This is a genomic window from Jongsikchunia kroppenstedtii DSM 45133 (assembly GCF_000380485.1).
GTDB lineage: Bacteria > Actinomycetota > Actinomycetes > Mycobacteriales > Mycobacteriaceae > Jongsikchunia > Jongsikchunia kroppenstedtii.
In genome coordinates, this window is record NZ_AQYG01000051.1 from 293,933 (window position 1) to 317,080 (window position 23,148).

16 protein-coding genes, 1 tRNA gene, 1 pseudogene and 1 riboswitch are annotated in these 23,148 nt (G+C 69.0%); of the genes and pseudogenes, 7 read left to right on the plus strand and 11 right to left on the minus strand.

All coding sequences use genetic code 11. The annotated features are described in order from the left end of the window. Positions 1 to 178: 178 nt before the first annotated feature. Together G341_RS0119380 and G341_RS0119385 are read right to left on the minus strand one after the other, a co-directional pair. A complete protein-coding gene (locus G341_RS0119380; protein WP_018180837.1) occupies positions 179 to 1,441 on the minus strand; it encodes a type VII secretion-associated protein in 1,263 nt (420 codons plus the stop codon). Further along, positions 1,438 to 5,433, minus strand: a complete 3,996-nt coding sequence (locus G341_RS0119385) for a type VII secretion protein EccC (RefSeq protein ID WP_018180838.1) — start codon at positions 5,431 to 5,433, stop codon at positions 1,438 to 1,440. Before G341_RS0119385 ends, G341_RS0119380 begins: the two co-directional genes overlap by 4 nt. A 60-nt stretch (positions 5,434 to 5,493) precedes the next feature. Between G341_RS0119385 and eccD the strand changes: the two genes are divergently transcribed. Genes eccD through nadE form a run of 3 tightly spaced genes read left to right on the plus strand, consistent with a single transcriptional unit; the run spans position 5,494 to position 9,285 of the window. After that, positions 5,494 to 7,002: a type VII secretion integral membrane protein EccD gene (gene eccD / locus G341_RS0119390; protein ID WP_018180839.1), complete on the plus strand. Its 1,509-nt coding sequence runs from the start codon at positions 5,494 to 5,496 to the stop codon at positions 7,000 to 7,002. After that, positions 6,999 to 8,387, plus strand: a complete 1,389-nt coding sequence (gene mycP / locus G341_RS0119395; protein ID WP_051092878.1) for a type VII secretion-associated serine protease mycosin — start codon at positions 6,999 to 7,001, stop codon at positions 8,385 to 8,387. The genes eccD and mycP overlap by 4 nt, the downstream gene beginning before the upstream one ends. A gap of 31 nt (positions 8,388 to 8,418) precedes the next feature. Continuing rightward, a complete protein-coding gene (gene nadE / locus G341_RS22645) occupies positions 8,419 to 9,285 on the plus strand; it encodes an ammonia-dependent NAD(+) synthetase (RefSeq protein ID WP_018180841.1) in 867 nt (288 codons plus the stop codon). Here the strand turns inward: nadE and G341_RS0119405 are convergent. The 4 genes and pseudogenes from G341_RS0119405 to trhO all read right to left on the minus strand — a co-directional run bounded on the left by G341_RS0119405 (position 9,245) and on the right by trhO (position 13,699). Beyond that, entirely contained in the window at positions 9,245 to 10,156 is a 912-nt protein-coding gene (locus G341_RS0119405; protein ID WP_018180842.1) for an SDR family oxidoreductase, read from the minus strand. The genes nadE and G341_RS0119405 overlap by 41 nt on opposite strands. A gap of 542 nt (positions 10,157 to 10,698) precedes the next feature. Further along, positions 10,699 to 11,586 (minus strand): annotated as a pseudogene (locus G341_RS24225) (N-acetylmuramoyl-L-alanine amidase); the annotation flags it as partial. Between the two features lie 245 nt (positions 11,587 to 11,831). After that, the gene (locus G341_RS0119415) at positions 11,832 to 12,854 is read right to left on the minus strand and encodes a CobW family GTP-binding protein (protein WP_018180844.1); all 1,023 of its coding nucleotides are present in this window, start codon (positions 12,852 to 12,854) and stop codon (positions 11,832 to 11,834) included. Then, entirely contained in the window at positions 12,854 to 13,699 is an 846-nt protein-coding gene (trhO, locus tag G341_RS0119420) for an oxygen-dependent tRNA uridine(34) hydroxylase TrhO (protein WP_018180845.1), read from the minus strand. The genes G341_RS0119415 and trhO overlap by 1 nt, the downstream gene beginning before the upstream one ends. A gap of 32 nt (positions 13,700 to 13,731) precedes the next feature. Between trhO and G341_RS0119425 the strand changes: the two genes are divergently transcribed. Continuing rightward, positions 13,732 to 14,469: a hypothetical protein gene (locus G341_RS0119425; RefSeq protein ID WP_018180846.1), complete on the plus strand. Its 738-nt coding sequence runs from the start codon at positions 13,732 to 13,734 to the stop codon at positions 14,467 to 14,469. A 101-nt stretch (positions 14,470 to 14,570) separates the two neighbouring features. Continuing rightward, positions 14,571 to 14,643, plus strand: a tRNA-Ala gene (locus tag G341_RS0119430). 110 nt (positions 14,644 to 14,753) lie between these two features. Here G341_RS0119430 and G341_RS0119435 read toward each other — a convergent pair. After that, positions 14,754 to 15,716 carry an alpha/beta hydrolase family protein gene (locus tag G341_RS0119435; RefSeq protein ID WP_018180847.1) on the minus strand — a complete coding sequence of 321 codons (963 nt, stop codon included), beginning with the start codon at positions 15,714 to 15,716 and terminating at the stop codon, positions 14,754 to 14,756. Then, positions 15,716 to 16,576, minus strand: a complete 861-nt coding sequence (locus tag G341_RS0119440) for an ABC transporter substrate-binding protein (RefSeq protein ID WP_245557061.1) — start codon at positions 16,574 to 16,576, stop codon at positions 15,716 to 15,718. Before G341_RS0119440 ends, G341_RS0119435 begins: the two co-directional genes overlap by 1 nt. Positions 16,577 to 16,669: 93 nt before the next feature. On the opposite strand from G341_RS0119440, the gene G341_RS0119445 reads away from it, so the two are divergent. Next, positions 16,670 to 17,290, plus strand: coding sequence for a flavin reductase family protein (locus G341_RS0119445; RefSeq protein ID WP_018180849.1), 621 nt, complete (start codon positions 16,670 to 16,672; stop codon positions 17,288 to 17,290). Positions 17,291 to 17,296: 6 nt separating this feature from the next. Here G341_RS0119445 and G341_RS0119450 read toward each other — a convergent pair whose 3' ends face one another. After that, entirely contained in the window at positions 17,297 to 17,914 is a 618-nt protein-coding gene (locus G341_RS0119450; protein WP_051092880.1) for a hypothetical protein, read from the minus strand. A 133-nt stretch (positions 17,915 to 18,047) separates the two neighbouring features. On the opposite strand from G341_RS0119450, the gene G341_RS0119455 reads away from it, so the two are divergent. Continuing rightward, a complete protein-coding gene (locus G341_RS0119455) occupies positions 18,048 to 19,886 on the plus strand; it encodes an FUSC family protein (protein ID WP_081622619.1) in 1,839 nt (612 codons plus the stop codon). Positions 19,887 to 19,901: 15 nt separating this feature from the next. Here G341_RS0119455 and G341_RS0119460 read toward each other — a convergent pair whose 3' ends face one another. After that, positions 19,902 to 20,657 (minus strand): MgtC/SapB family protein, encoded by a 756-nt coding sequence (locus tag G341_RS0119460; protein ID WP_018180852.1) that lies wholly within the window; start codon positions 20,655 to 20,657, stop codon positions 19,902 to 19,904. A 59-nt stretch (positions 20,658 to 20,716) separates the two neighbouring features. Further along, positions 20,717 to 22,444: an NRAMP family divalent metal transporter gene (locus tag G341_RS0119465; RefSeq protein ID WP_018180853.1), complete on the minus strand. Its 1,728-nt coding sequence runs from the start codon at positions 22,442 to 22,444 to the stop codon at positions 20,717 to 20,719. A 505-nt stretch (positions 22,445 to 22,949) separates the two neighbouring features. After that, a riboswitch (M-box (ykoK) riboswitch) is annotated at positions 22,950 to 23,119 on the minus strand. Between the last annotated feature and the right edge of the window lie 29 nt (positions 23,120 to 23,148).

Genomic DNA, 23,148 nt, shown 5'->3' on the forward strand with positions numbered 1-23,148 from the left:
TTCCTTGCTGTTGCATTCTGCCGGTCCAGCGCGTGTCTGGGCTGACCCCGGCGACCAGCTGGGACCCGGGACCCGTGTGTGACACACACCAGCGGACAAGAGTACCGGCGAGGCCGCTGGCCAGTCAAAACGCGGGTCCGCCGGGGGCGAAACGCGGCTCCGCCGGGGGTAGAAAGCGCTACGCGGGGCCGATGACCAGCGACTCGACCGCCTGCTCGCATTCGTGGGCGATGTCGGCCGTCGATCCGGCCTGGCAGCCGACCGATACCTGCAGCCGGTCGCCGGTCAGCACGTACCAGTCCACCGGCCGTCCCGACCCGGACAGCTCGCGATATCCGATGACGTCCCGGGCGCCGACCCGCCGATGCTCGCGGAAATCCTGCACGTCGCCGCCGCCCCGCTGGTCGATCCGGGCGCGCAGGCTCGCGGCCACGGTCTGCTGGGTGGCACCGACGCGGATCGCGAACTGCATGACGGTGAGCCGCCGGTCGTCGGCCGGATCGGCGAAGGTCGTGCGCGGCCAGACCGCCGGACTGTCGCCAGTGCGCGGTTCGCGCGTCTGAGTCCAGCCCGCCGGGATGGCGAGCCGTACCCGGCCGATCGCCACCTGCTCGGCCGCGGGCGCCGCCGATGCGTCCGGACGGGCCGGGGCCTCGCCTCGGCGATGATCGACGATCGCCAGCCCGGCCACGAGTACCGCGGCCACGATCGCCGCGGCGGCCAGCGCGGGCACGATGCGCCGGATCCTTCGACGTCCGGCGTGGTCGGCCGTGGGCACCGGCTGGGGTTCCGAGGTGACCGTGCGCCGGTCCGCGCCGAACCGGATCAGCAACCCACGGTCGACCGGGATCACGCGCCCGACCACGGTCTCCTGCTCGACCAGCTCGACGGCCGCACGCACCACCTCCGGGTCGGTCGCGTCCACCAGCACGGCCTCGATGTCATCGGACACCGACGCACCGAGCAGCGACCGCAGCGCCGATGGATCCGACTGACCCGCAAGCGAGTTCACGATCTCCCAGCTGCCGTCGTGGCCGCGGACGGTATGCACGTCCACGCGATCATCGAACGCTTCGACGACCGCATACCGGCCGGCGACGGCACCCAGATGCGACCGGGCGATCGCGATTGCGCGCGGCACCACCTGCACGTCCGAGCCGAGGCGACCGGCCGACTCGTCGATGATGCTGCGGCGCAACGCTCCCCAGCTGCTCGGATAACTCACGACGATGGCATCGGCAGAGCGTGCCGAGCGATTCGGCAGCACGGACCGCAGACGATCGGTGAGGTCGGCCACCACCGATGTCGATGGGGGCGCATCGAGATACGGCCGGTCGATCCGGCCGATCACCGACTCCGATTCACGACGCCCCGCGGGCCCGCGAATCTCGTCGCGCGCCACATCGATGACGAGGACGCGCGCCGCCCCGCCCGCGCTCACTGCGGTGGCAGGTTGGTCACCTGCACCATGTCGGTGCGCCGCGACCGGCTGATCAACTGGCCCCGGCCCGGCGGCAGCGCCTGCATCCGCGTCCTCCCGAAGAGGTAGCCCTCGTCACGATCGCCACTCATCAGGAACGCGTCGCAGGACAGGTCCTTCAGGCGCGCGATGACCGGATCGAACATCGCCCGACCGGCGCCGCCGGAGCGTCGGGCCAGGATCAGATGCAGTCCGATATCGCGGGCCTGCGGCAGTAGATCCACCAACTCGCTCAACGGATTCGCGCGGTCGACGGCGACCATGTCGTAGTCGTCGACCACCACGAACACATCCGGTCCCGACCACCACGACCGCTCGCGCAGCTGCTCGGTGGTGACATCGTCACCGGGCAGCCGCGCCTGCAGGAACCGGCGCAGCTCGGCGACCATGGCCGCGAGCGTCGGCGCCGACGTCGCGTACCCGGCGAGATGATCGGAATCGATGGCGCCCAGCATCGTTCGCCGGTAGTCGACCAGGATGATCCGGGTGTCGTCGGCGCTGCCGTTCTCCACCAGACCGGCGACGATGGAACGCAGCAGCGTGGTCTTGCCATGCTCGACATCGCCGAGGATCACCAGATGCGGCTGCCCGGCGAAGTCCAGAACGACTGGCGCCAAGTCTGATTCGTCGAGACCGATCGCCACGCCGTGCGGCCTCAGTGCGTCCGGTGTCAGCCGGTCCAGCACCGCGGCCCGCGGAATGTCGCCGGCCAGGGTGCGCACCGCGGGCGCCTGCCGTCCCGGATACGCGGCGGCGACCTGTTCGACCGACCGTGCCAGGCCCGCGGCGACGGTCGTGGGGTCGTCATCCTCGTCCAGCCTCGGCAGCGCGACCAGCATGTGCATCTGGTCCGCGGTCAGGCCGCGACCGGGCCGGCCGCGTGGCACCGATTCGGCCGTCCGCCTGTTGATCTCGGAGTCGAGCGCGTCGCCGAGCCGCAGTTCCAATCGGGTCCCGAGGAGATCTTTGATCGCCGGCCGGATCTCCGCCCACCGAGCGGCCGTCACCACCACATGCACGCCATAGGACAGACCCTGCGACACGATCGCGTTCACCTGATCCTCGAGTCCCTCGAACTCGCCGCGGATGGTCGCCAGCCCATCGATCACCAGGAACAGATCTCCGAAGAGGTCCGACCGCTCCGCAGCGGGACCGGTCATCGCCGCTCGATACGCGCGGTAGTGGCGCATCGATTCGATCCCCAGCTCGGCGAATCGTCGCTCCCGGTCCCGGATCAGCCCGGTGACCTCGGCGATGGTGCGCCGCACCACATCGGGCCGATTCCGGGTCGCCACCGAGCCGACATGCGGCAACTCCGCCAGCCCGGCGAGGGCGCCGCCGCCGAAGTCGAGGCAGAAGAACTGGATCTGCTCCGGCGAATGCGTCGCCGCGGCCGCCATGATGATCGTCCGTACCGTCGATGACTTGCCCGACTGCGGGCCGCCGACGATGGCGATGTTCCCGGCGGCCCCCGACACGTCCAGCACCAGCCGATCGCGTCGCTGGTCGTAGGGCCGGTCGACGATCGCGACCGGCAGCTGCAGCGTGCCCGCATCGTGCGGGCCGACCAGGTCTCGCACGGTCGGCGAACTGTCCAATGGCGGCAGCCACACCTCGTGCGCGGCCGGACCCCGGCCCGCCAGCCGCGCGACAACCGTCGCCAGCACCGAGACCTCCGCCGCCTGGACCTCATTCGCCGAATCCGGCTGCGCCCGATCCGCATCCGGCTCATCGACCGGATCGACCGGAACGAACGATGCGGTGAACGGCTTCACCCGACCGGCCCCCGAGCGTCCCGGTGCCCGCGTTCCGTCGGACGAATCCGGGGCCCGGTACGGACCGGACACGTAACAGGTGTTGAACCGCACCGGCTCGGCCGAATCGCACTTCAGGTAGGCCGACCCGGGAACGCTGGGCAGGTGGTACGCATCGGGCACGCCCAGGACCGATCGGGATTCGTTGGCCGAGAATGTCTTCAATCCGATTCGGTACGACAGGTGGCTGTCCAGACCGCGCAGCTTTCCCTCCTCGAGACGCTGCGAGGCCAGCAGCAGGTGCATGTGCAGCGACCGCCCCAGCCGGCCGATCGCCACGAACAGCTCCGCGAAATCCGGCTTCTGCGCCAACAATTCGCTGAACTCGTCGACCACGATGAACAACGCGGGCAGCGGCGCCAATGGCGCGCCCTGCGCCCGCGCCCGTTCATAGTCGCCGACATTCGCATAGTTTCCGGCCGAGCGCAGCAGCTCCTGCCGCCGATTCATCTCCCCGGACAGCGCATCACGCATCCGGTCCACCATCACCAGCTCGTCCTCGAGGTTGGTGATCACCGCCGACACGTGCGGTAACGCGTCCAGCCCCAGAAACGTTGCGCCGCCCTTGAAATCGACGAGCACGAGGTTCAGCGCCTCGGACGAATGCGTGGTCGCCAGCGACAGCACCAGGGTCCGCAGAAATTCGGACTTCCCGGATCCGGTGGCGCCGATGCAGAGCCCATGCGGACCCATGCCGCCCTCGGCCGACTCCTTGAGGTCGATCTCGATCGCTGACCCGGATGCCGAATACCCGACCGGCACCCGCAGCCGTTCCCGCGGGCTGCGCTTGCGCCACAACCGTTCCGGATCGACCTGTGCCGGGTCGGCGACACCGAGCAAGCTGAACAATCCCGGGTCCACCGGCGCCGCATCCTGTTCGAGGTTGATCAGCGTCGCCGCGGTCGCGAGCCGGTATCGGGCCATCGCGCGGGCGAACGCCTCCGCCTCGGCCGCCGACACCTGATCCGGCGTGGCGAACTCCTCGACGCCGTACACGCTCCGCGCGCCCACGGATTGGTCTGCGACCACCAGTTGCAGCCCACGGCGGACCGCGACCCCGTCCGACGGCGCCGACAGGTCGACGATTACCACCGACTCCGTGCCCGCGTCCGCGATCAATCGCTCATCGCCGCCGACATGTCCGTCGTCGATGAATACGACCAGCAGCGCACGACCGGCCACCGGCGGCGCCGTCCGGCTGAAGCGGCCGCGTTCGTTGAGGTCGGATCCCAGGGCCGATTCCAACTCGGCAAGAGAGCGAAAGATCATGCGCGCGGCGCCGATACCGTCAGTGCGCGCCGGATCCGCCACGTGCGGGAGCCATTTCGTCCACGACCACTGGGGAGACTCCGGATCGTCGGTGACGATCGCGATCCGCAGCTGATCCGGGCCGTGAAAGGCGCACAGCTGCACGATCATCGAGCGGGCCAGCCGCCGGGTCGCGGCCGGGTCGCCCTCGACGTTGATGGCCGGGAACCCGCGCAACGAGATCGAGGTCGGCAGCCCGTGCACCACCGAGTGTGTGCGGATGAACCGGCGCATCGCCACCGCCGACACCGGCTCCACATCCTCGAGCGGCGCCGTCTCCGGCGGCAGTAGGCGGCTGGCGAGCCGATGGGACCCGATGCCTACCCGCACATGGCCGAAGTCCGCGTCGGCCGGCCGCCGCTCCCACATCCGCCGACCGCCGACGATCCCCGCGAGGGCCCGCGGATCGGGGTGACTCCATTCCAGCGCGGCACGCTGGGCCGTCCCGGTCTCGCGCACCTCGGCGCGGGTCTGGGTGAGGTAGCGAAGGTAGTCCTTGCGGTCCTCGTTCAGTTCGGCGGCCTTCTTGCCGCCGGTGGCCGCACGGCCGGCGAACATTCCGACCATCGACATCAGCATCATCATCGGGAACATCAGCATGAGCGGATTGGTCAGCAGCTGCCGTCCGCCCGTCGCGATCATCAGCGCGACCATGCCGATCACCGCGACCACCATCACCACCGGCATCAACCGGGCCAGGACGTTCGGCGGGATCACCCGCGGCACCTCCGGCGGTGCCTGGACCGGCACGTCCCCGCCCGGCATCGGCGGCGGCGCGATCCGCGGACGGCGCACGAATCCTTCGGTCGTCGCGAGTGGCACGTGTGTCATCCTGTTCGCTAGGCATGTCCGATTTGCCCTATTATTGCCTGCTGTCGCCGAAGGAGCGCAATGACCATCGCCAAGATGCCGAGCGAGTCCGTCGCCAGTGACGTCGGCGCCGATCGGGAACCCGCCGACGCACTCGTGCCCCGCTTGGCGCGCGTCACGGTGCTGGGCGCGACCCGCCAGGTCGATGTCGGGCTGCCGGCTGATGTGCCGATCTCGGCGATCATGACCGACCTCGTGCAGCTGCTGGAGCCGGCGTCCGGGGACGAGTCCGCGAGCGCACCGCACGAGATACGCGATCGCTGGACCCTCGGCAAGACCGGTCGCCAACCGCTGCCGGCTGGGCACTCCCTCGCCGAAAGCGGTGTGTGCGACGGCGATCTGCTGATGCTCCGCCCGGCCGACGCATCGACGCCGCCGCCGCTCTTCGACGACGTCATCGAGGCGGTCGCCGAGGTGAACGCCGCGCAGCACCGGGCGTGGACCGCCGATACCTCTCGGCTCGCCGGGCAGGTCTTCGGCGTGCTCGCGGCGCTCACCGGCGCAGCGGCACTGGCGCTGTATCGCCTGCACGCGCCGGCGGTCTGGCCCGCCGCGCCGGCGATCGTGGCCGTCATCGCATTGATCACGGCCGCGACGATCGTGGCCCGGCATTTCGATGATCGGGCGACGGGCACCGCGCTGTCGTTGGCCGCCGCCGTCTTCGCGGTGCCCGCGGGCCTCCTGGTCGTCCCCGGATCGTTTGGGGCCGAACATATCCTGCTGGCCGCAGCTTTGACGGCCGCCGTGGCCACGCTGTCGTATCGGCTCACGAACACCGATCCACTGACACACTCGGCGCTGATCACCGCGAGTTCGTTGATTGCGGTCGCCGCACTGATCCAGCTGTTCTGGCAGCCCGATTCGCCGGCGGCGACGGGCCCGCTGCTCGCCCTGACCGGCCTGCTGACGATCGCCGCCGCACCCCGACTGACGGTGCTCCTCGCCGGGTTGCCCACGCCGCCGGTGCCGACCACCGGCGAAGCGCTGGACCCGGCGGACATCGCACCGCGCCCGACCATCGCCGGCGTCGGCGCGGTCGGCGCGATGGTGCTGCCGGCCGCCGACGTCCTCGCCGACCGGGTTCAGCTCGGTCGGCGCTACCTCACCGGGATGATCGTCGGGGCGACCGCGGCCACCACGGTCGGCACCGTCCTGGTGGCGCCGCCCTGGTCGGCGCTGCGCTGGCCCGCAATCCTTTTCGCCGCCGTCATCGCCGCGATCCTGATGCTGCGCAGTCGCACGCACAGCGACCGGGTGCAGGCGGCCGCGGTGATCGCGGGCGGCAGCGCGGCCGCCTGTATCGTGGCGATATCGGTCGCGGCGACCTCGGCGGGATGGGCGCTCGGCGCGGTCACCGCGTCGGTGCTGATGACCGTCGCCGCGTTCATGTGCGGCGTCTGGGCTCCGACCCAGCAGTTCAGTCCGGTGATGCGGCGAGCCTCGGAGATCGCCGAATACGTGTTGATCGCGGCCGTCGTGCCACTGGCGCTCTGGGTGATGGATCTCTACCAGCTCGTCCGGGATCTGTGACGGCCGCTCGAAGGCTCGGTCGCCTCGGCCTCGCGACGCTCGTGGCCTTTGTCGCCGTGGGCGCCGCGCCGGCGCTGGCGGTCGAGCCGCCGATCATCGCGCCCGGAGCCCTGCCGCCCGGTGGCGCGGCCGCACCGCCGGAACCGACGGATCAGAAGCTGTTGTGCGCCAAGCCGACTACCGCGCCCGGCACCGACTATCTCGAACCGAGCCCGGGCCAGGCGATGCTGGAGCTGGCGACCGCGTGGAAGTTCAGCCGCGGCGCCGGACAAACAGTCGCCGTGATCGACACCGGCGTCACCCGTCATCCTCGCCTCCCCCGGGTGCAGCCGGGCGGCGACTACGTCTCCACCGGCGACGGGACGGCCGACTGCGACGGCCACGGCACTCTGGTCGCCGGCATCATCGCGGCACAACCGAGCGCGTCGGACGCGTTTGCGGGCGTCGCCCCGGACGCGTCGATCATCGCGATCCGGCAGACCTCGGCCGCGTTCGAGAAGCGCTCGCCCGCACGCGGATCCGAGTCCGGCGCGATCGGCACCGGCTACGGCTCGGTCCGAACGATGGCGTCGGCGGTGCTGCGCGCGGTCGAACTCGGCGCCACGGTCATCAACATCTCCGAGGTGGCCTGCGCCGCGGCCGGCACCGATCTGCGCGACCAATCCCTCGGTGCCGCAATCAGATACGCCTACGACCACAACGTCGTGGTGGTCGCGGCCGCCGGCAATCTCGGCGCCGACTCCTCCTGCGCCACACAGAACCCGCCCGCGGTCGCCGGCCACGGCTGGGATGCCGTCGCCACGGTCGCGAGCCCGGCGTGGTTCGCTCCGCAGCTGCTGACGGTCGGGGCGGTCGATTCCCGAACCGGCCGCCCGGCCGGATTCAGCCTGCACGGACCGTGGGTGTCGGTGGCGGCCCCGGGGACCGGGATCGTCAGCCTGGACAGCGCGCCCGGGTCCGGCCACCTCGTCAATGCCCAGCCCGGCCGCGACGGGTTGGTGACCATCGACGGCACCAGCTTCGCGGCACCGTACGTCGCCGGCGTGGCTGCGCTGGTCCGGGCGAAGTACCCCTCGCTGACCGCCGCCGAGGTGATCGACCGGATCACCGCCACCGCGCACGCGCCGGGCACCGGACGTGACGATGCGATCGGCTATGGCGTCATCGATGCCGTCGCGGCCCTGACCGACCAGATTCCACGCGAGCACCGATCCGACACCGCAGGCCGGGCGATCGACCCGCCCGCACCGGCGACCGGGAACGGCGGAGTCGCCCGCGTGGTCGCGATATCCGGCGCCGTCGGCTGTCTTCTCGCCGTCGTGGCCGCGGTCGCGATCTCGGCTCCCCGGAACCGGCGGCGGCGCCTGCGGCCCGACGAGTACTGAACCGCGCGGCAATGCGCCCTACTATCGGTCCATGAGCTCCCTGCAGTCCCAGATCATCGCCGAACTCGACGTACAGCCGACCGTCGACCCCGACACCGAGATCCGCCGCCGCGTCGACTTCCTCAAGGACTACCTGCGCGCCACCGGCACCAAGGGCTATGTACTCGGCATCAGCGGCGGACAGGACAGCACGCTGGCCGGCAAGCTCTGCCAGCTCGCCGCCGAGGAACTGCGGGCCGAGGGCGTCGACGCCGCGTTCGTCGCGATGCGACTGCCCTACGGCGCGCAAGCCGACGAACACGACGCGCAGATCGCGCTGCAGTTCATCGCGCCCGACGAGTCGATCGTCGCGAACGTGAAGCCGGGCGCCGACGCCACCGCCGCGGCAGCCGAATCCGCGATCTCCCAGGAGCTCCGCCAGCTCGTGCGCGGGAATGTGAAGGCCCGCGAGCGCATGGTGCTGCAGTACGCAGTGGCCGGGCAACGGTCGCTCCTGGTGGTGGGCACCGACCATGCCGCCGAGGCGGTGTCGGGCTTCTTCACCAAGTACGGCGACGGCGGCGTCGACCTGACCCCGCTCACCGGACTCACCAAACGCCAAGGCGCACAGCTGCTCCGGCATCTGGGCGCACCCGACTCGGTGACCGCCAAGGTGCCGACCGCCGACCTGGAGGACGACCGGCCGGGACTCGCGGACGAGGAGGTCCTCGGGGTCACCTATGCACAGATCGACGACTACCTCGAGGGCAAGTCCGTCGATGCGGCCGCGGCCGAGCGGATCGAGTACCTCTTCGTCACGTCGCGGCACAAGCGGACGGTGCCGGTGACGCCATTCGATTCCTGGTGGCGCGAAGGGGTCAACTCCGAGCCGAATCCAGTCCAGCCGACGCACGGCTGATCTGCGCCAGCTTGTTGAACCGGTTGTTCGCGACGCGCATCAGCACCTCGTAGGGCAGCGCGAACTTGCGCGCCCACCAGTAGCCGAAGCGGATATCGAACGAGGTGTACACCAGATAGTGATTCTTGGTCACGCCCTTGAGGATCGCCTTCGCCGCCTTCTCGGGTGACGCGGCGACGCGCAGGAACTGGCCGGTGGCCTTCTGCACCGCCTTGTTCTCCCGGTCGACCCCATAGATCTCGACCGTCTCGGCCAGCGGTGTCTTGACGGCGCCCGGGCAGACCAGCGAGACACCGATGTTGTGGCGGCGCAGGTCGAACCGCAGCACCTCGGACACGCCGCGGATGCCGAATTTGCTGGCGCTGTAGGCCGCATGCCACGGCAGCGCCAGGAGGCCCGCAGCCGACGAGACGTTGACCAGCTGGCCACCCTCGCCCCGCCTAACCATCTGCGGCACAAAGCTTTCGATGATGTGGATTGGGCCCATCAGGTTGACGTCGACCATCTTCTTCCACACGCGATGCTCGAGGGTCTCGACCGTGCCCCACGCCGAGACGCCGGCGATGTTCATCACCACGTCCATGACGCCGACCTCAGCGTCGACCTGCTGCGAAAACCGCTGCACCCATTCGTAATCCGACACATCGCCGGCCTGATGGAACAGCACGTTGCCACCGGCCGAGGTGATCTCGGCGACCGCGAGGTCGAGCCCGTCGGCCCCGATGTCGGTGAGCACCAGCTGCGCGCCCTGCGCGGCGGCGGCGACCGCGGTGGCCTTGCCGATACCGCTGGCGGCGCCGGTGATCAGCACCTTCTTACCGGCGAACGACTTCACCGGCGGTTCCATCACGAACAGGTCTTTGACTGACATATTCAGTGAGCCTACTCACACGCTGTGCAATAGGCCGTGCCGCGGCTCGGTCAGAACGGCAGTTTGCCGCCATTGAGCTGGTAGACGGCGACCAGCATCACCCGCAGGATCTGCGAGGTCAGGTCCTCGGCCTGCGCGAATCGTTCCGATCCCATGATCTTGTTGATGTCGGGAAGCTTCCCGGCCTGCAGACCCGGAATCGACGTCGGGATCGGCAGATTGGGCGCCTGCGGCGCCGCGGCGGGCTCGCGTCCGGGCACCTCGGTCACCGGCTGCGCGACCTTGTTCGTGGCGAACAGCTGGGTCACCATGCCGATCAGCTCGGACAGGTTCAGGTTGCTCAGTCCTGGGATGCCCGCCTGCTGCTGCGTGGTCGTGGTGCCCGGGGTCGTCGGCGTGGTGCCGGGGGTCGTCGGCGTGGCGCCAGGGCTGGTGGGCGTGGTGCCGGGGGTGGTGGGTGTCGTCGGCGCCGTGTCGGCCGATCCGGTGAGCTTGTTGATGATCGTGCCGACCGGGCCGTTGGTGATCGCGGCCAGCAGCGACGACGAGTCGGTGATCGGCGCGGTCGTGGTCGGCCCCGCGGCCTTGTCGCCGTTCAGGTAGCGGACGATGCCGTTGCTGATCGCCAGGGCGTACTTGACCTGGCCCTCCTTGCTGCCCAACGTCTTCGCCTCGGTCGGGTTCGAGAGGTTGCCCATCTCGATGAAGACATCCGGCACCTTCGTCAGGTTCACGCCCGCGATATCCGAGCGGGTCTGCAGACCGTCGTTCACACCCGCATAGTTCGCCGGGGTGAAGCCGGCGGCCTTGAACGAGTCGCGCATCGCCTGCGACGCCTTCAGGCCACCGGTCGACTGGACCTGATTGACGGTGGCATCCGGGATCGGCAGCTGCGGAATGATCATGTGGAATCCGCGGTGGGTGTTGTCGGCGCCGTTCGCCGTGGAGTCGGCGTGCACGCTGACGGCGACGTCCGCGTGCGCGGCACTCGCCGCCGCGGCCCGCTCGTCGACGCAGCCGCCCCAGCCGGTGTCATTGGGCCGGCTCAGCACGACCTTGGCGCCGATGCCCTCGAGCCCGGTCTTCACCAGCTGTACGACGTCCCAGTTGATGGTGTGCTCGGGAACGCCGTCGACGCTGGTCGCGCCGGTCGTCTGGCAATCCTTCTTGCCGCCGCGGCCGTCGGGAACCTGCTTGTTGAGCGCGTGCCCGTCGGTGCCGCCCTGATGCCCGGGATCCAGGAACACGGTCTTGCCGGCCAGGTTCGCCGGTGCGGCTCCGTTGGGGGCCGGGGCGCTGGTGGTCGGGGCGGCGGGCTTCGGCGCCGGTGTCGGGGCTGCGGTCGCCAGGATCGGCACCGTCACGGCTGCGCTGACGGCGATCGCGATCGCCCCCAGCCCGGTCATCTGCTTGGTCCTCCGGCGCATCATCTTCGGACGCACAGCACTCACCCCTCAAAACACTTTCGTCACATCAGTCACATTTGCAACAGCAGTAACAGTGAATCAGGCATCAGCACGATTGGAAAACCGCAACCAGTCATCTCGGCAAGCTGTTAGGAAGCTGTGACCCGGCAGCGCCCGGATTTTCTGTTGCTGTGGGGCGAGCACAGACAATAATTGCCGTTCGACCGCAGATTCCTGACAGAAAATCGGCCCTCAGCGCCGATAATCCCTCAGCGCCGATAACGCAGGAAGCCCAGCATCCCCTGCTCGTCCGGCGAGTCCCCGGCACCCTGCTGACACGCCGCGAGGCTCGCCCGCACCCCATCGACGTCGATCCCGGCCCCGATCACCACCAGCTGCGTCGACGCCGGCGCATCGCGGCCGGCATCGGCGACCGTGATGTAGCTGCCGACGGTCTGCACCAGGAATCCGTTGCCGTAGCCGGGCACGCCGACGCCGAGGAACCCCTTGACCCGCAGCACGCCCGCCGGCGGTTGTTCCAGCCACGCCGTCAGCCGTCGCGGGTCGAACGGGCGCGGATCGGTGAAATCGACGGATTGGTACTGCGCGTGCATATGGTCGGAGTGGTCGTCGCAATCGTGATGATCCGCGCCGAGCAGCTCGTCGAAGCCCAACTGCTCCCCCACCACCGGCGCGCGTTCGGGAACGTCCACCAGCATCGCCGGGTCGAGGTTGCCGTCGACGCACGCCAACCGCGGCGCCGTCGGATTGGCCTCCGCCGCAAAGTCTTCCGCGGCAGCGCATTGCTCGTCGGTCGCGAGATCGCTCTTGGTGAGCAGGATCAGGTCGGCGTGCCGCAGATGCCGCACGACACCAGGATGGCGCGCCGTCGTGTCGGCGAGCCCGACCATGTCGACCAGGTAGACCAAGCCGCCGTAACGGATTCGCGGACTGTCGGCACTGACGATCATCCGGATCAGTGACGCCGGTTCGGCGATCCCGCTCGCCTCGATCACCACCAGGTCCAGCTCCGCGCCGGATACCAAGGCGGACAACGCATCGGCGAGCTCATCGCCATCGACCGCGCAGCAGATGCAGCCGTTGGACAGACTCACCGACCGGTCGACCTGACCGGCCACCTGCAGCGCGTCGACGTTCACCGCGCCGAAGTCGTTGACCATCACGCCGATTCGCAATCCACGTCGGTTGCGCAGCAGATGGTTGAGCAGCGTCGTCTTGCCCGAGCCGAGATAGCCGGCGAGCACGACGACCGGTACTGACGATGCTGCCATCATGCGGCCGCGCAGTCCGGGCAGATGACGACCAGCTCGCGGCCGTCCGCGTCCGGATAGTTCGCCACATTGCGGGTGGCGCCACCGCAGCGGCTGCACTCCCCGACCACGGTCGCCTCGTCGGAGAAGTCGACGGTCAGCCGCCTGTCGAAGACATACAGCGAACCCTCCCAGAGCCCGCCGTCGCGGAACTGCTCGCCGTAGCGCACGATCCCGCCGTCGAGCTGGTAGACCTCCTCGAATCCGCGGGCGCGCATCAGCGAGCTGAGCACCTCACAGCGCACGCCACCGGTGCAGTAGGTGACCACCGGCCGCTTCTTGAGGTCGTCATAGACGCCGCCGTCGAGCAGGCCGACGAAGTCGCGGGTGGTGGTGACCGGCGGGCGCACCGCCCCCTTGAACCGGCCGATCTCGGACTCGATGGCGTTGCGGCCGTCGAAGAAGACCACGTCGTCACCGCGTTCGGCGACCAGCTCGTTGACCTGCTCCGGTGTCAGGCGTGTACCGCCGCCGACCACCCCGGTCTCGTCGACGACCACCTCGTCCGGCACGCCGAAGGTGACTATCTCGGGACGCACCTTCACGCTCAGCCGCGGGAAGTCGTCGCCCAGCCCGTCGGACCATTTGATGTCGGCGTCGGCGAACGGCTGGTAGGCGCGGGTGCCCTTGACGTAGCGTTTTACCGAGTCGATGTCGCCGCCGACGGTGGCGTTGATGCCGTGGCCGGAAATCAGGATGCGACCGCGCAGGCTGTTCGCCTCGCAGAGGGTGTGCTGCCACAGGCGGATGGCCTCGGGATCCGGCAGCGGAGTGAACACGTAAAACAGAACGATCTTGGGCACCACGGTGACCAGGGTAGAGAGCGGGTCGAACGGCGATGACAGGGCTGGCGATCAGATGGCTGCGACGGCCGCTCCGCGGTGCCGCGCTGGCGGCCGCCGGCATCGCGATCGCCACGACGATCACCGCCTGCGGCGGGTCGGATTCGGGCAGCGCGAATCTGTCCGAGCTGCCGCCGACCAACGAGCTCTCGACCGAGCAGCCGACACCGCCCACGACGACCACCCGGGACCAGTCGACGACGACGTCGCGCACCGACAGCGGCGGCGGCCCGACCATCCTGGAGTCGATCCGGTCGGCGAGTGATGTCGACAGCAGCCAATACCATTCGGGTGCAACAGGTCCCGATGCCACGATGCAGACCACGGCCCAATTCCATTTCGCCACGCCCAGCCTGGACGCGTCGTGCTCCTCGGTCAATGCCGACACCCCGACACTGATCTGCGTCGGCAACAGCGACGACGCCGGCGCGCGGTCGCCCGGTGGCACCGGCTGCCCGGTGGGCGCGGGCCACATTGTGGTGCTGACCACCTCCGGGGCTCAGCAGGGCGAATGCACCGACGCGGCGAAGGTGCTGACGCGCAGCCAGATCCTGCCGTACGGAAACTCCCTGTCATTCGGCGACTTCATCTGCGCCGCAGAGGTATCCGGCCTGTTCTGCCTGAATAACACGGCGAACAGCGGTTTCGAGATGTCCGACGGCAGCTACCGTTCGGTCCAGGGTTCGCAGCAGATGCCCGATGCCGACGTGCCGGAATCCACCGGCGGGAACTGAGCGCGCCGCACAACGAGAACTGGGCGCACCGCACCAATGCGATCGCGCCGCGCGATTTGGTCGCCTGTTCGCCGATGGTGTACTTTCGATCGAGCAATCACGGGGCTATGGCGCAGCTGGTAGCGCACCACACTGGCAGTGTGGGGGTCAGGGGTTCGAGTCCCCTTAGCTCCACCGAAAACCCGCTTCGACACAGGTCGGAGCGGGTTTTTTATCTTCCGGCGGCGGCGATCCGATCACCTGCCGCGGCGGCCTGTCCGTTTCCCTGCGTCCGGGCTTCGCCGTCACCTGCGCGCGGCGTCGTGCGCCGAGCGGCTGATGGTCTCCAGGACCAGCTGGAAGGTCGGCGCGGACGGGTCGACGATCGACGGATGATCTGCGCCCGCCACCAGCACGAAACGCGCATCGTCGCCGGCTGCCGTCGCGGCCTTCACATAGTTCTGCGACAGCACCGGGGGCACCACCGTGTCGCGCGAGCCGGCCATCGCGATCACCGGCATACTCCGGTCGATGTTCTGGATCGGGTCGACCGACGCATACCGATCGGGTACCTGCTGCGGGGTGCCGCCCAGCGCCCCGACGATGCGGTCGTCCCCCATCACCACCGCCTGTCGCATGTCCAGCGGGCCCGCCAGCGAGATCGCCGACGACGGATCGAACTTCGGATCGGCGCCGACTTCGTTGGCGTGCAGCCGGTCTCGGGTCCCGGCCCACATCGCCAGCTGGCCGCCCGCCGAATGCCCGACCACCACCGCATGCCGAGCGTCGATCGCCGGCACCGCTTCCTCGATCTCGGGCACGAAATCGAGTGCCGCGGCAACGTCTTTGAACGTGGTGGGCCAGCCGCCGCCGGAGCCGACACGGCGATATTCGATGTTGAGCACCGCCAGCCCACGCTCGGCGAGCCGCCGCGCGAAAGTCACGAAACTGTCCGCCCCGATCTGCGCCTGCCAGGCACCGCCGTGCACCAGGATCACCAGCGGCACCGACTGATCGGGCAGCTCCCCCTTGGGTAGGAACAGGTCGGCCCAGTTCTGTTTGTCGTCCCGGCTGCCGGTCGTCGTCGGATACAGATAGCGCACCGCATCGACATTCGACGAGGCGACGACTTTCGCGAAATCGCCTGCCGCACCGCCGGCGTCGGCCGGTCGCACGGTCGAGCCACCGGACCCGCCGCAGCTCGCCAGCCCCGCACAGACCGCGCCGACCACCAGCAGCCGTATCCCCGCGCGGCGTATACGCCGCATCAGCTCGTCGCCCCGTTGACGGTGGACGTGGTGATCAATCCGTCCTGCACGCCCCACTTCTCGGCGATCCTCTTGAGTTCTCCCGAGTCGATGAGGCGCTGAATCGATTCCCGCAAAAACGGCCCCAGTGGTGACCCCTTGGCGACGGGGAATCCATACGGCTCGGTGTCGAATGCGCGGCCGGCCACGGCGAGCCGGCCGGCGGACTGCTTGACGGCGTAGAGGATCACGGGCGAATCCGCCGACACCGCATCCACCTCGCCACGTTGCAGCGCCGCCTCGGCGTCGGTCTCGATATCGATGGGCACCACGACGATCGGCGCCTGACCGGCGATCCGGCAGGCCTCGCTCTTGGCCGGCAGCTCCGTAACCGCCTGCACCGTACCGGTTTCGGCGGCGACCCGGTTGCCGCAGGCATTGTCCGGATCGACATGGGCGCCGGCCCGCTGCGCCCACATCGTCCCCGCGCTGTAGTAGGTGACCATATCCACCTGCTGTTCACGGGCTTTCGTGTCGAACAGCGATCGCATCACAATGTCGAACCGGCCATCCGCGACACTGGGCAACAGGTCCGCGAAGGGTGCCTGACGGTAATCGACCCGCAGCCCGAGGTCCTTCGCGATCGCGTTGACCACGTCCACGTCGAATCCGACGAGTCCGCCTCGGGGGTCGAGGAATTCGTTGGGCGCATAAGGGGTGTTCGTGCCGACGATCAGGGTGTGCGTCTGTCCGACGCGCCCCGGCAGCGGCCGCGCCGTCGTCACCCCGGTCGGCGACGTCGACGAACTCGATGCCGCGGTCGGCGTCGATGACCCGCCGCAGCCCGCGACGACCAGGCCGACGGCCATCGCGACGGACACTCCGATGACGGTTCGCCGCTTCCGCGATCGGGCCACGCGCACCCCCTTCAACCACGGTCATCGTAGTCATCCGAGGCGCACCGCTATCGTCGAATGATGAGCCGCATCGACTTCGATCCCGCAGAGATCGGGCACGGTCAGTTCTATTCGCTGTTGACCTCGGTGGTCGTTCCTCGACCGATCGCCTGGGTCTCGACGCGGTCGGCTGACGGAACCGACAACCTGGCGCCGCATTCCTTCTTCACGGTGTCGTCCTGCGATCCGCCGATCGTGCAGTTCACCTCGATCGGACACAAGGATTCGCTGCGCAATGTCCAGGCCACCGGCGAGTTCGTCGTGTCCCTCGCGCCCGCGCCGCTGAAGACCGAGGTGAACGCGACGGGCACCGATTTCCCTTCGGACATCAGCGAATTCGATGCCGTCGGGCTGGAGCGCGAACCCAGCTTGCGGGTCGGTCCGCCACGGGTGGCCGCGTCGCCGGTCGCGCTCGAGTGCACGCTGCAGACCATCGTCTCGTTCGGCCGGGACACGGTCGTGATGGGACGCGTCGTACACGCCGTCGTGTCGGAAACGGCACTGCGCGACGGACGTCCGGCCATCGACCTGCTCAAGCCGATCTCGCGCCTCGGCGCCAACGAGTGGGGGCATCTGGGCGAGATCGAGAAGATCAATCGAATCGCGTATCGGGATTGGCCTGGCGCCTCCCCCGAATGACCTGGGTCAGCTGGAGCCCAGCGATCCGAAATTCACGATTCCCAGGTGCAGCGAACCGGTGTTGGTGTTGCACCCGGTGACGACGACCGATTTCGCCGGCACCCGGTCGGCGGTCTGCGGACCGTTGTTGATTCGGAACCACACGGTGTAGGTGCCGTTGGCCGACGGCGCCGGCGGAGCCGGGTTCGTGGCGGTGGAGACATCGATGGTCGCCGTCGACACGAACCCGTCGGGCTGTGCGTCGGACTTGTAGGGCACCCCGCTGCCCCAGGACGGCACCCCGGGCCCGAGCTCGGAATGCAGCGGCGGATCGCCGATCCACCGCGCGAACGGCCAGTTCGTCCCGGTGCTGGGGACCGTCCGCCAGGGCGGGGTGAAACTCGCCGGGTCCGATCCGTTTGCGGGCGCCGGGCCCTCCTGGTCGAACCACCAATCGGGTTGGTAGTACGGGGCATTCGTGTAGTTGGTCAGCGTGAACTGAACCTTGCAGTGGCCGAGCGCGCTCGCCTCCAGGGCCGTGCCCTTCGTCTGCGCACCCGCGACACCGGCACCGGTCATGATCCCGGCCGCGACAGTCGCGGCCGCCACCCCGACTCCCACTGCTCTCACCGTCATTGCGGTCATGGGTCCTCCTGCGTTTTCCGGGCGGGCGAGGTACGCGCCGCTACGAACGGTACAAGAGCATTCCGCCCAGATGGCGCGTTCGCGACAAAGCGAGTGGAACCGCTGCGGCGGTTGTCCGCAATAATTCAGGGCTATGGCACGCGGGTGGACATCGCAGCAGGTGCGGCCATTGATGCGGCGACTGCAGACCGCACTGCGCACCCGCTGGTTGGTCGGCGTCCGCGCCGCGGTCACGCTCGGCCTGCCGCTGCTGATCGGAGTCGCCGTCGGCCACGCCTCGTACGGCGCGATCGCGTCGATGGGCGCCCTCGCCGGATTCTCCGTCGGCACCTCCCCGTGGGCGTACCGAGCGAAAGTAATTCCGACGGTGGGTGCCGCGACGATGGTGATCGTGCCCGTCAGCGGGCTGCTGTCGGATATCGCCTGGCTCGCGATCATCTGGGTCGGGTTCGTGGCGGTCGTGGCCAGCTATGTCTGTCTGGCCGCGCACATGGGACCGCCGCGGGAGTACCTGATCGTGCTGACCGCCTTGGCCGGCACCGGAATCCCGGTCGACCTGGACGGCGCCCTCCGCGAGGTCTGGCTGGTCGCCGCGGGCGCGGCAACCGCGTGGTTGGTCGCGCTCGTCTTCACCCTCATCGATCCCGCGCCGTCCCCGGCCCGGCAGGCGGTCGACCAGGCGCAGGCGGCGGTCGCCGGGATCCTCCGCGCCGCCGGCACCGACGATGCGGCCCGCGCGCGACAGTCGGCGGTATCCGCCGTGCACGCGGCCCGGGTCGCGCTGCGTCAGACCGGCAGCCGCGAGGCCGCCGATCTCGCCGGTCGTCAGGCCGCCATCGAGGTGCTGCTCGCGACGACGCTGTCGATCTCCATCGAAAGCACCGAGCCGCTCGACCCGGCGGCGGCGAACGCGGTGCTGGCGAGTCCCGACGAACCCGCCGACACCGCCGGACTGCCCGCCCCGCTGACGACCGCCCTCGCCACCGCCCGGACGCTGAACAGGGGCTACGACGCCGAACCCGGGCCGCCCGCAACCGGTCTCGGACGACTGCTCGATGGCCTCGGTTCCCGCGACGTCGTGTTGCCGACCGCACTCCGGATCGGCGTCTCGGTGGCGATCGGCACCGCGGTCGGCCGGCTGCTCGGTCTCGAGCACTCCTACTGGGTCGGGCTGACCTGCGCCGCCGCCCTGCAGGCGAACAACGTCACGATGCTCTTCCGGCGTTCGATGCATCGCTTCGTCGGCACCGTCACCGGTGTCGGGCTGGCCGGCGCGGTGTTCGCGTTCAGCCCGACCGCCGCCGCGGTCGCGGTGGCGGCGACGATCGCGCAGCTGATCGCCGAGATCGTCATCGTCGCGAACTACGCGGTCGCGGTCACGTTCATCACCGTCATCGCATTGTCCGTCTACGACCTCGCCGCCCCGCACGCGCAGATCGGGTCGACCATCGATGCCCGGCTGCTCGACACCGTGATCGGCGCCGCCCTCGTCGTGATCCTTCGGATGCTGTTGTGGCCCAAGACGAACTCGACGCGGCTCCCCGCCGCTCGCGCCGACACCGTGCGATCGATCGCCGACGTGCTGCGCATCCGCTGGACCAGCGGCGACGACAACACTCATCGGGCACCCGGACTCGTGGCGGCCCAGCATCATCTGCAGGAGCGCCTGCTGTCGCTACGCACTCTCGCCGACGACGCGACCGCCGACCGGCTGCTCACCGCCGGGTCCCGACACGATCGGGCGGTGACCCTGGCGGTCGAAGACCTCGCCGATCTCGCGCTCAGCATCCCGACGGAGCGGCCGCTCCCGGCGGCCGACCAGGTGCACGCGCAGCTCGCCCAACTGAACTCGATCGCCGCGGCGCTGGAGGGACAGTCCGAACCACCCGGGCCGCCGAACTATCGGCTCGACGGCTTTCCGCGCACCCTGGCCGCCACCCGGGTCCTCAGTTCGGCGCTCGACGTGTCGTGATTGCCGGCACCGGCATCAGCGGTCGTCGGCGCGCCCCACGAACGGGAACAGTTGCCGCTCATCGGGTTCGACCGGCCCGTCGGTGACCTCCCAGCGCACGGCCGAGACCGCCGGCTCCATCGACAGCCGGCTGACCGCGGATTCCAGGAGCGAATCGTCCCGTTCGGCGGCGAGGAGCTTGGCCACGACCCGAACGCGGCCGTCATCAAGGTCGAAGGAACGCACCGACCGGAGCGCGAACTCGGGCCGGCTCACCGATTGCACCGTCAGCGCGCGTACGTGGGCTTCGGAGCTGTCGGCGGCCGTGACCTCGAACGCGTATTCGGCGGGCGGCTGCTCGCGACCCGCGGTGGACGGTTGATGATCCAGGAGTCGCGCGACGGGCCGGAGCACCAGGTTGGCGAGAACGATGGCGGCGGTGCCGAATACCGCGACCCAGTACATTCCTGCGCCGGACAGCGCGCCGACCGCGGCCGTCGCCCACAGCGTGGCGGCGGTGTTCAGTCCGGTGATGGACGCCCCCTGCTTCATGATCACGCCGGCGCCGAGGAAGCCGATGCCGGAAACTATCTGCGCCGCAACCCGAGTCGGGTCGGCATCATGACCGTGGATCGCGTCGGCGCCGACGATGACGAACAGTGCCGCGCCGACACTCACGAGCGCATTGGTGCGCAGTCCGGCCATCCGCGCGCGCCACTGCCGCTCGATGCCGATCACGGCACCGAGCCCGAGACCGACGGCCACCCGCGCGATGATCTCCCAGTTGTTCATATCGAAGTTCCGTTCTGCCACACGGCATCAGAGGGTGCATCAGGACATTGCCCCGGTCCTCAGGAAATTGCTTGAGCCACCTTGATTCCCACCATGACCACGGCGACGAGCAGGTAGCCGCGCAGCGCGATCATGCCGGCCGTGCGCAGGGGTGACCAGGCCGGCCGCTCGAGCGTGTCCAGCGCAGGCGTGCGCCAGGTGGCGCGTTCCTGCTCCAGCACTCGGCGATGATCTCGTCCATGCCGCGCCGACAATTCGATGTCGGCCAGTTGGTGCGGGTCGAGCCCACCCAGATCGCGGGCCGCGCCCACCGCATCATGTTCGGCCCGGCGCCGATCCGTCCGGCGCCCGGCGAACACGATCGCCGCACCGCCGGCGACTCCCACCGCTGCCCCGCCGACGAAGAACCACTCCAATTGCCGAGTGGTCACGTCGGGAAAGAGGGTGGCGACGGTCAGCGTCAACGACAGGAGGACCAGCGCCCACACGATCACTCCCGTGATGAGGTTCTGCACCCGCGAATTGACCCACGGCCCCAGCACCTGCCGGTCGTTGCAGAGCAGGGCGAGGAATACCGTGGCCGACGGCAGCAGCACGCCGGCCAGCGCCTGCACGGCCTGCGTCAGCAGCCCGAGCACATGGTCCGGGCTGAATGCGACCGCCGCCGAGATCCCCAGCAGCACGGCGTAGCCGACATAGAACAGCGGTGCCTGACCGACGCGCCAGTGCAGCGAATGCCGGCGGCCGAGGGTGTCGCCGACGGCGTACGAGGTGGCCAGTGCCACCGCGTTCGCCCCGATCAACGACGCGTCGAGAAGCAGGATCGCGAACAGCGCACCGGCTCCCTGCCCTGCATGCTCGGACAGCAGATGCGCTACCCGGCCGGCGTCGGTGAAGTCGCCGCCGGCGCCCCGCGGCAGTCCGAATGCGGCCGCGGCCATGATCGCGATCGCGCCGGCCATCACCACCACGATCCCCACGCAGAGGTCGATACGTTCGTACTTGATCCACTGCGGCGTCAGCCGCTTGTCGACGACGTTCGACTGCTGGAAGAACAGCTGCCAGGGAGCCACGGTCGTGCCGACGATCGCCACGATCAGGAGCAGCAGCTCGGTGTTGAGCCCGCCGGGGAACGACGGCACCAGACCGCTCGCGGCGTCGTGCACCGATGGATGCACCATGAACGCCAGCGGGAACATCACGATGTTGACGGCGATGAGCCCGAACAGGAAACGCTCCCAGCGCCGGAACGAGCCGCCGGCGACGACGGCGAACAGCAGCACCGCGGCCAACGGGATCGAGATCGCCCGCGGGACACCGAAATAGCTGAGGGCCAGCGACACCCCGATGAATTCCGTGACGATCGTCAGCGCGTTGACGATCAGCAGATCGCCGACGCTGAACGCGCCCCAGAACTTGCCGAACCGGCTGAAGATCAGCTTCGCGTGGCCCACGCCGGTGACGGCGCCGAGCCGCACCACCATCTCCTGGTTCACGTAGAGCACGGGGATCAGCAGCACCAGCGTCCACAGCAGCGCCATGCCGTAGTTCTGGCCGGCCTGCGCGTACGTCGCGACACCGCCGGCATCGTTGTCCCCGACCATGACGATGAGCCCGGGGCCGATCACCACCAGCAGCATGCGGAGCCGCTGCCAGGGCGACCGACCGGTGGTGGTCTCGCCGACCCGGATGGTGCCGAGGGCGCCCTCGATGTCACCGACGTGCGCGACATCCAGCACCGCGCCGGGCGCCTGATTCTTACGGGGATCGCTCTTGAAACGGGCCATCGAATTAGTCCTCTGAATAGCTGGCGAATGTCCGCCATTCGCGTGATAAAGGCATGCCGAATTACCGCTCGCCGAGATAGTCAGACGACGTGCGGAATGGAATTTTTCGGCATTGTTCGGTCCCGCCGAAAACGACGGGATTGAACGGCCGAAATTATGGGTTGAAAATCATGGGTTGATCAGTACCACCGGGTGCGGACATTGTGTGCGAATACGAACATGACGAATTCCCCTTTCGGGTGCTGCCGGTCCGCTGGCGGCCGACGGCAGCCGCTGGGGCGCTAAGCACTCCGACGGCGCTGTTCAGCAGCGCGAGGAACCGGGAACGACTGGTAGATCACCTGGCCGGGCAATCGACCCGGACTGGAATACGGACTGTCACCGGATGGCATTGGCGTCCCCACCTCCTCTCTGCCGAAGCACTCGTCGTCGAGACACGTCTCGATAGCCGCCAGGACCGGCGCGACAAGAGAGGGAGCCGCACCGACGCGTGCGCGGTGCGAATGGCGTACCCCTCTCGTCAGGGCTTCGGCACTGCATGACGTGATCCCATTCGGGAAGCCACTTCGGATCACCCCTTAATCCGGAGAGATCTGTCCTAACCCTGGGCGTCTCTCGACGTCGTCGGATCAGTGGCCTGTATTCATGCAGGAGCCTCACCTAGCGAGGTACTGACAACGACAAGTATGTACCTGCGCACAAAC

Coding starts and splice junctions, on each gene's coding strand:
- G341_RS0119405 (WP_018180842.1), bottom strand. CDS start 10,156: ATGTCAGTCAAAGACCTGTTCGTGATGGAACCGCCGGTGAAGTCGTTC.
- G341_RS0119455 (WP_081622619.1), top strand. CDS start 18,048: ATGGCACGCGGGTGGACATCGCAGCAGGTGCGGCCATTGATGCGGCGA.
- G341_RS0119465 (WP_018180853.1), bottom strand. CDS start 22,444: ATGGCCCGTTTCAAGAGCGATCCCCGTAAGAATCAGGCGCCCGGCGCG.
- G341_RS0119415 (WP_018180844.1), bottom strand. CDS start 12,854: ATGGCAGCATCGTCAGTACCGGTCGTCGTGCTCGCCGGCTATCTCGGC.
- nadE (WP_018180841.1), top strand. CDS start 8,419: ATGAGCTCCCTGCAGTCCCAGATCATCGCCGAACTCGACGTACAGCCG.
- G341_RS0119445 (WP_018180849.1), top strand. CDS start 16,670: ATGATGAGCCGCATCGACTTCGATCCCGCAGAGATCGGGCACGGTCAG.
- G341_RS0119435 (WP_018180847.1), bottom strand. CDS start 15,716: ATGCGGCGTATACGCCGCGCGGGGATACGGCTGCTGGTGGTCGGCGCG.
- G341_RS0119460 (WP_018180852.1), bottom strand. CDS start 20,657: ATGAACAACTGGGAGATCATCGCGCGGGTGGCCGTCGGTCTCGGGCTC.
- G341_RS0119425 (WP_018180846.1), top strand. CDS start 13,732: ATGACAGGGCTGGCGATCAGATGGCTGCGACGGCCGCTCCGCGGTGCC.
- G341_RS0119450 (WP_051092880.1), bottom strand. CDS start 17,914: ATGACCGCAATGACGGTGAGAGCAGTGGGAGTCGGGGTGGCGGCCGCG.
- eccD (WP_018180839.1), top strand. CDS start 5,494: ATGACCATCGCCAAGATGCCGAGCGAGTCCGTCGCCAGTGACGTCGGC.
- G341_RS0119385 (WP_018180838.1), bottom strand. CDS start 5,433: ATGACACACGTGCCACTCGCGACGACCGAAGGATTCGTGCGCCGTCCG.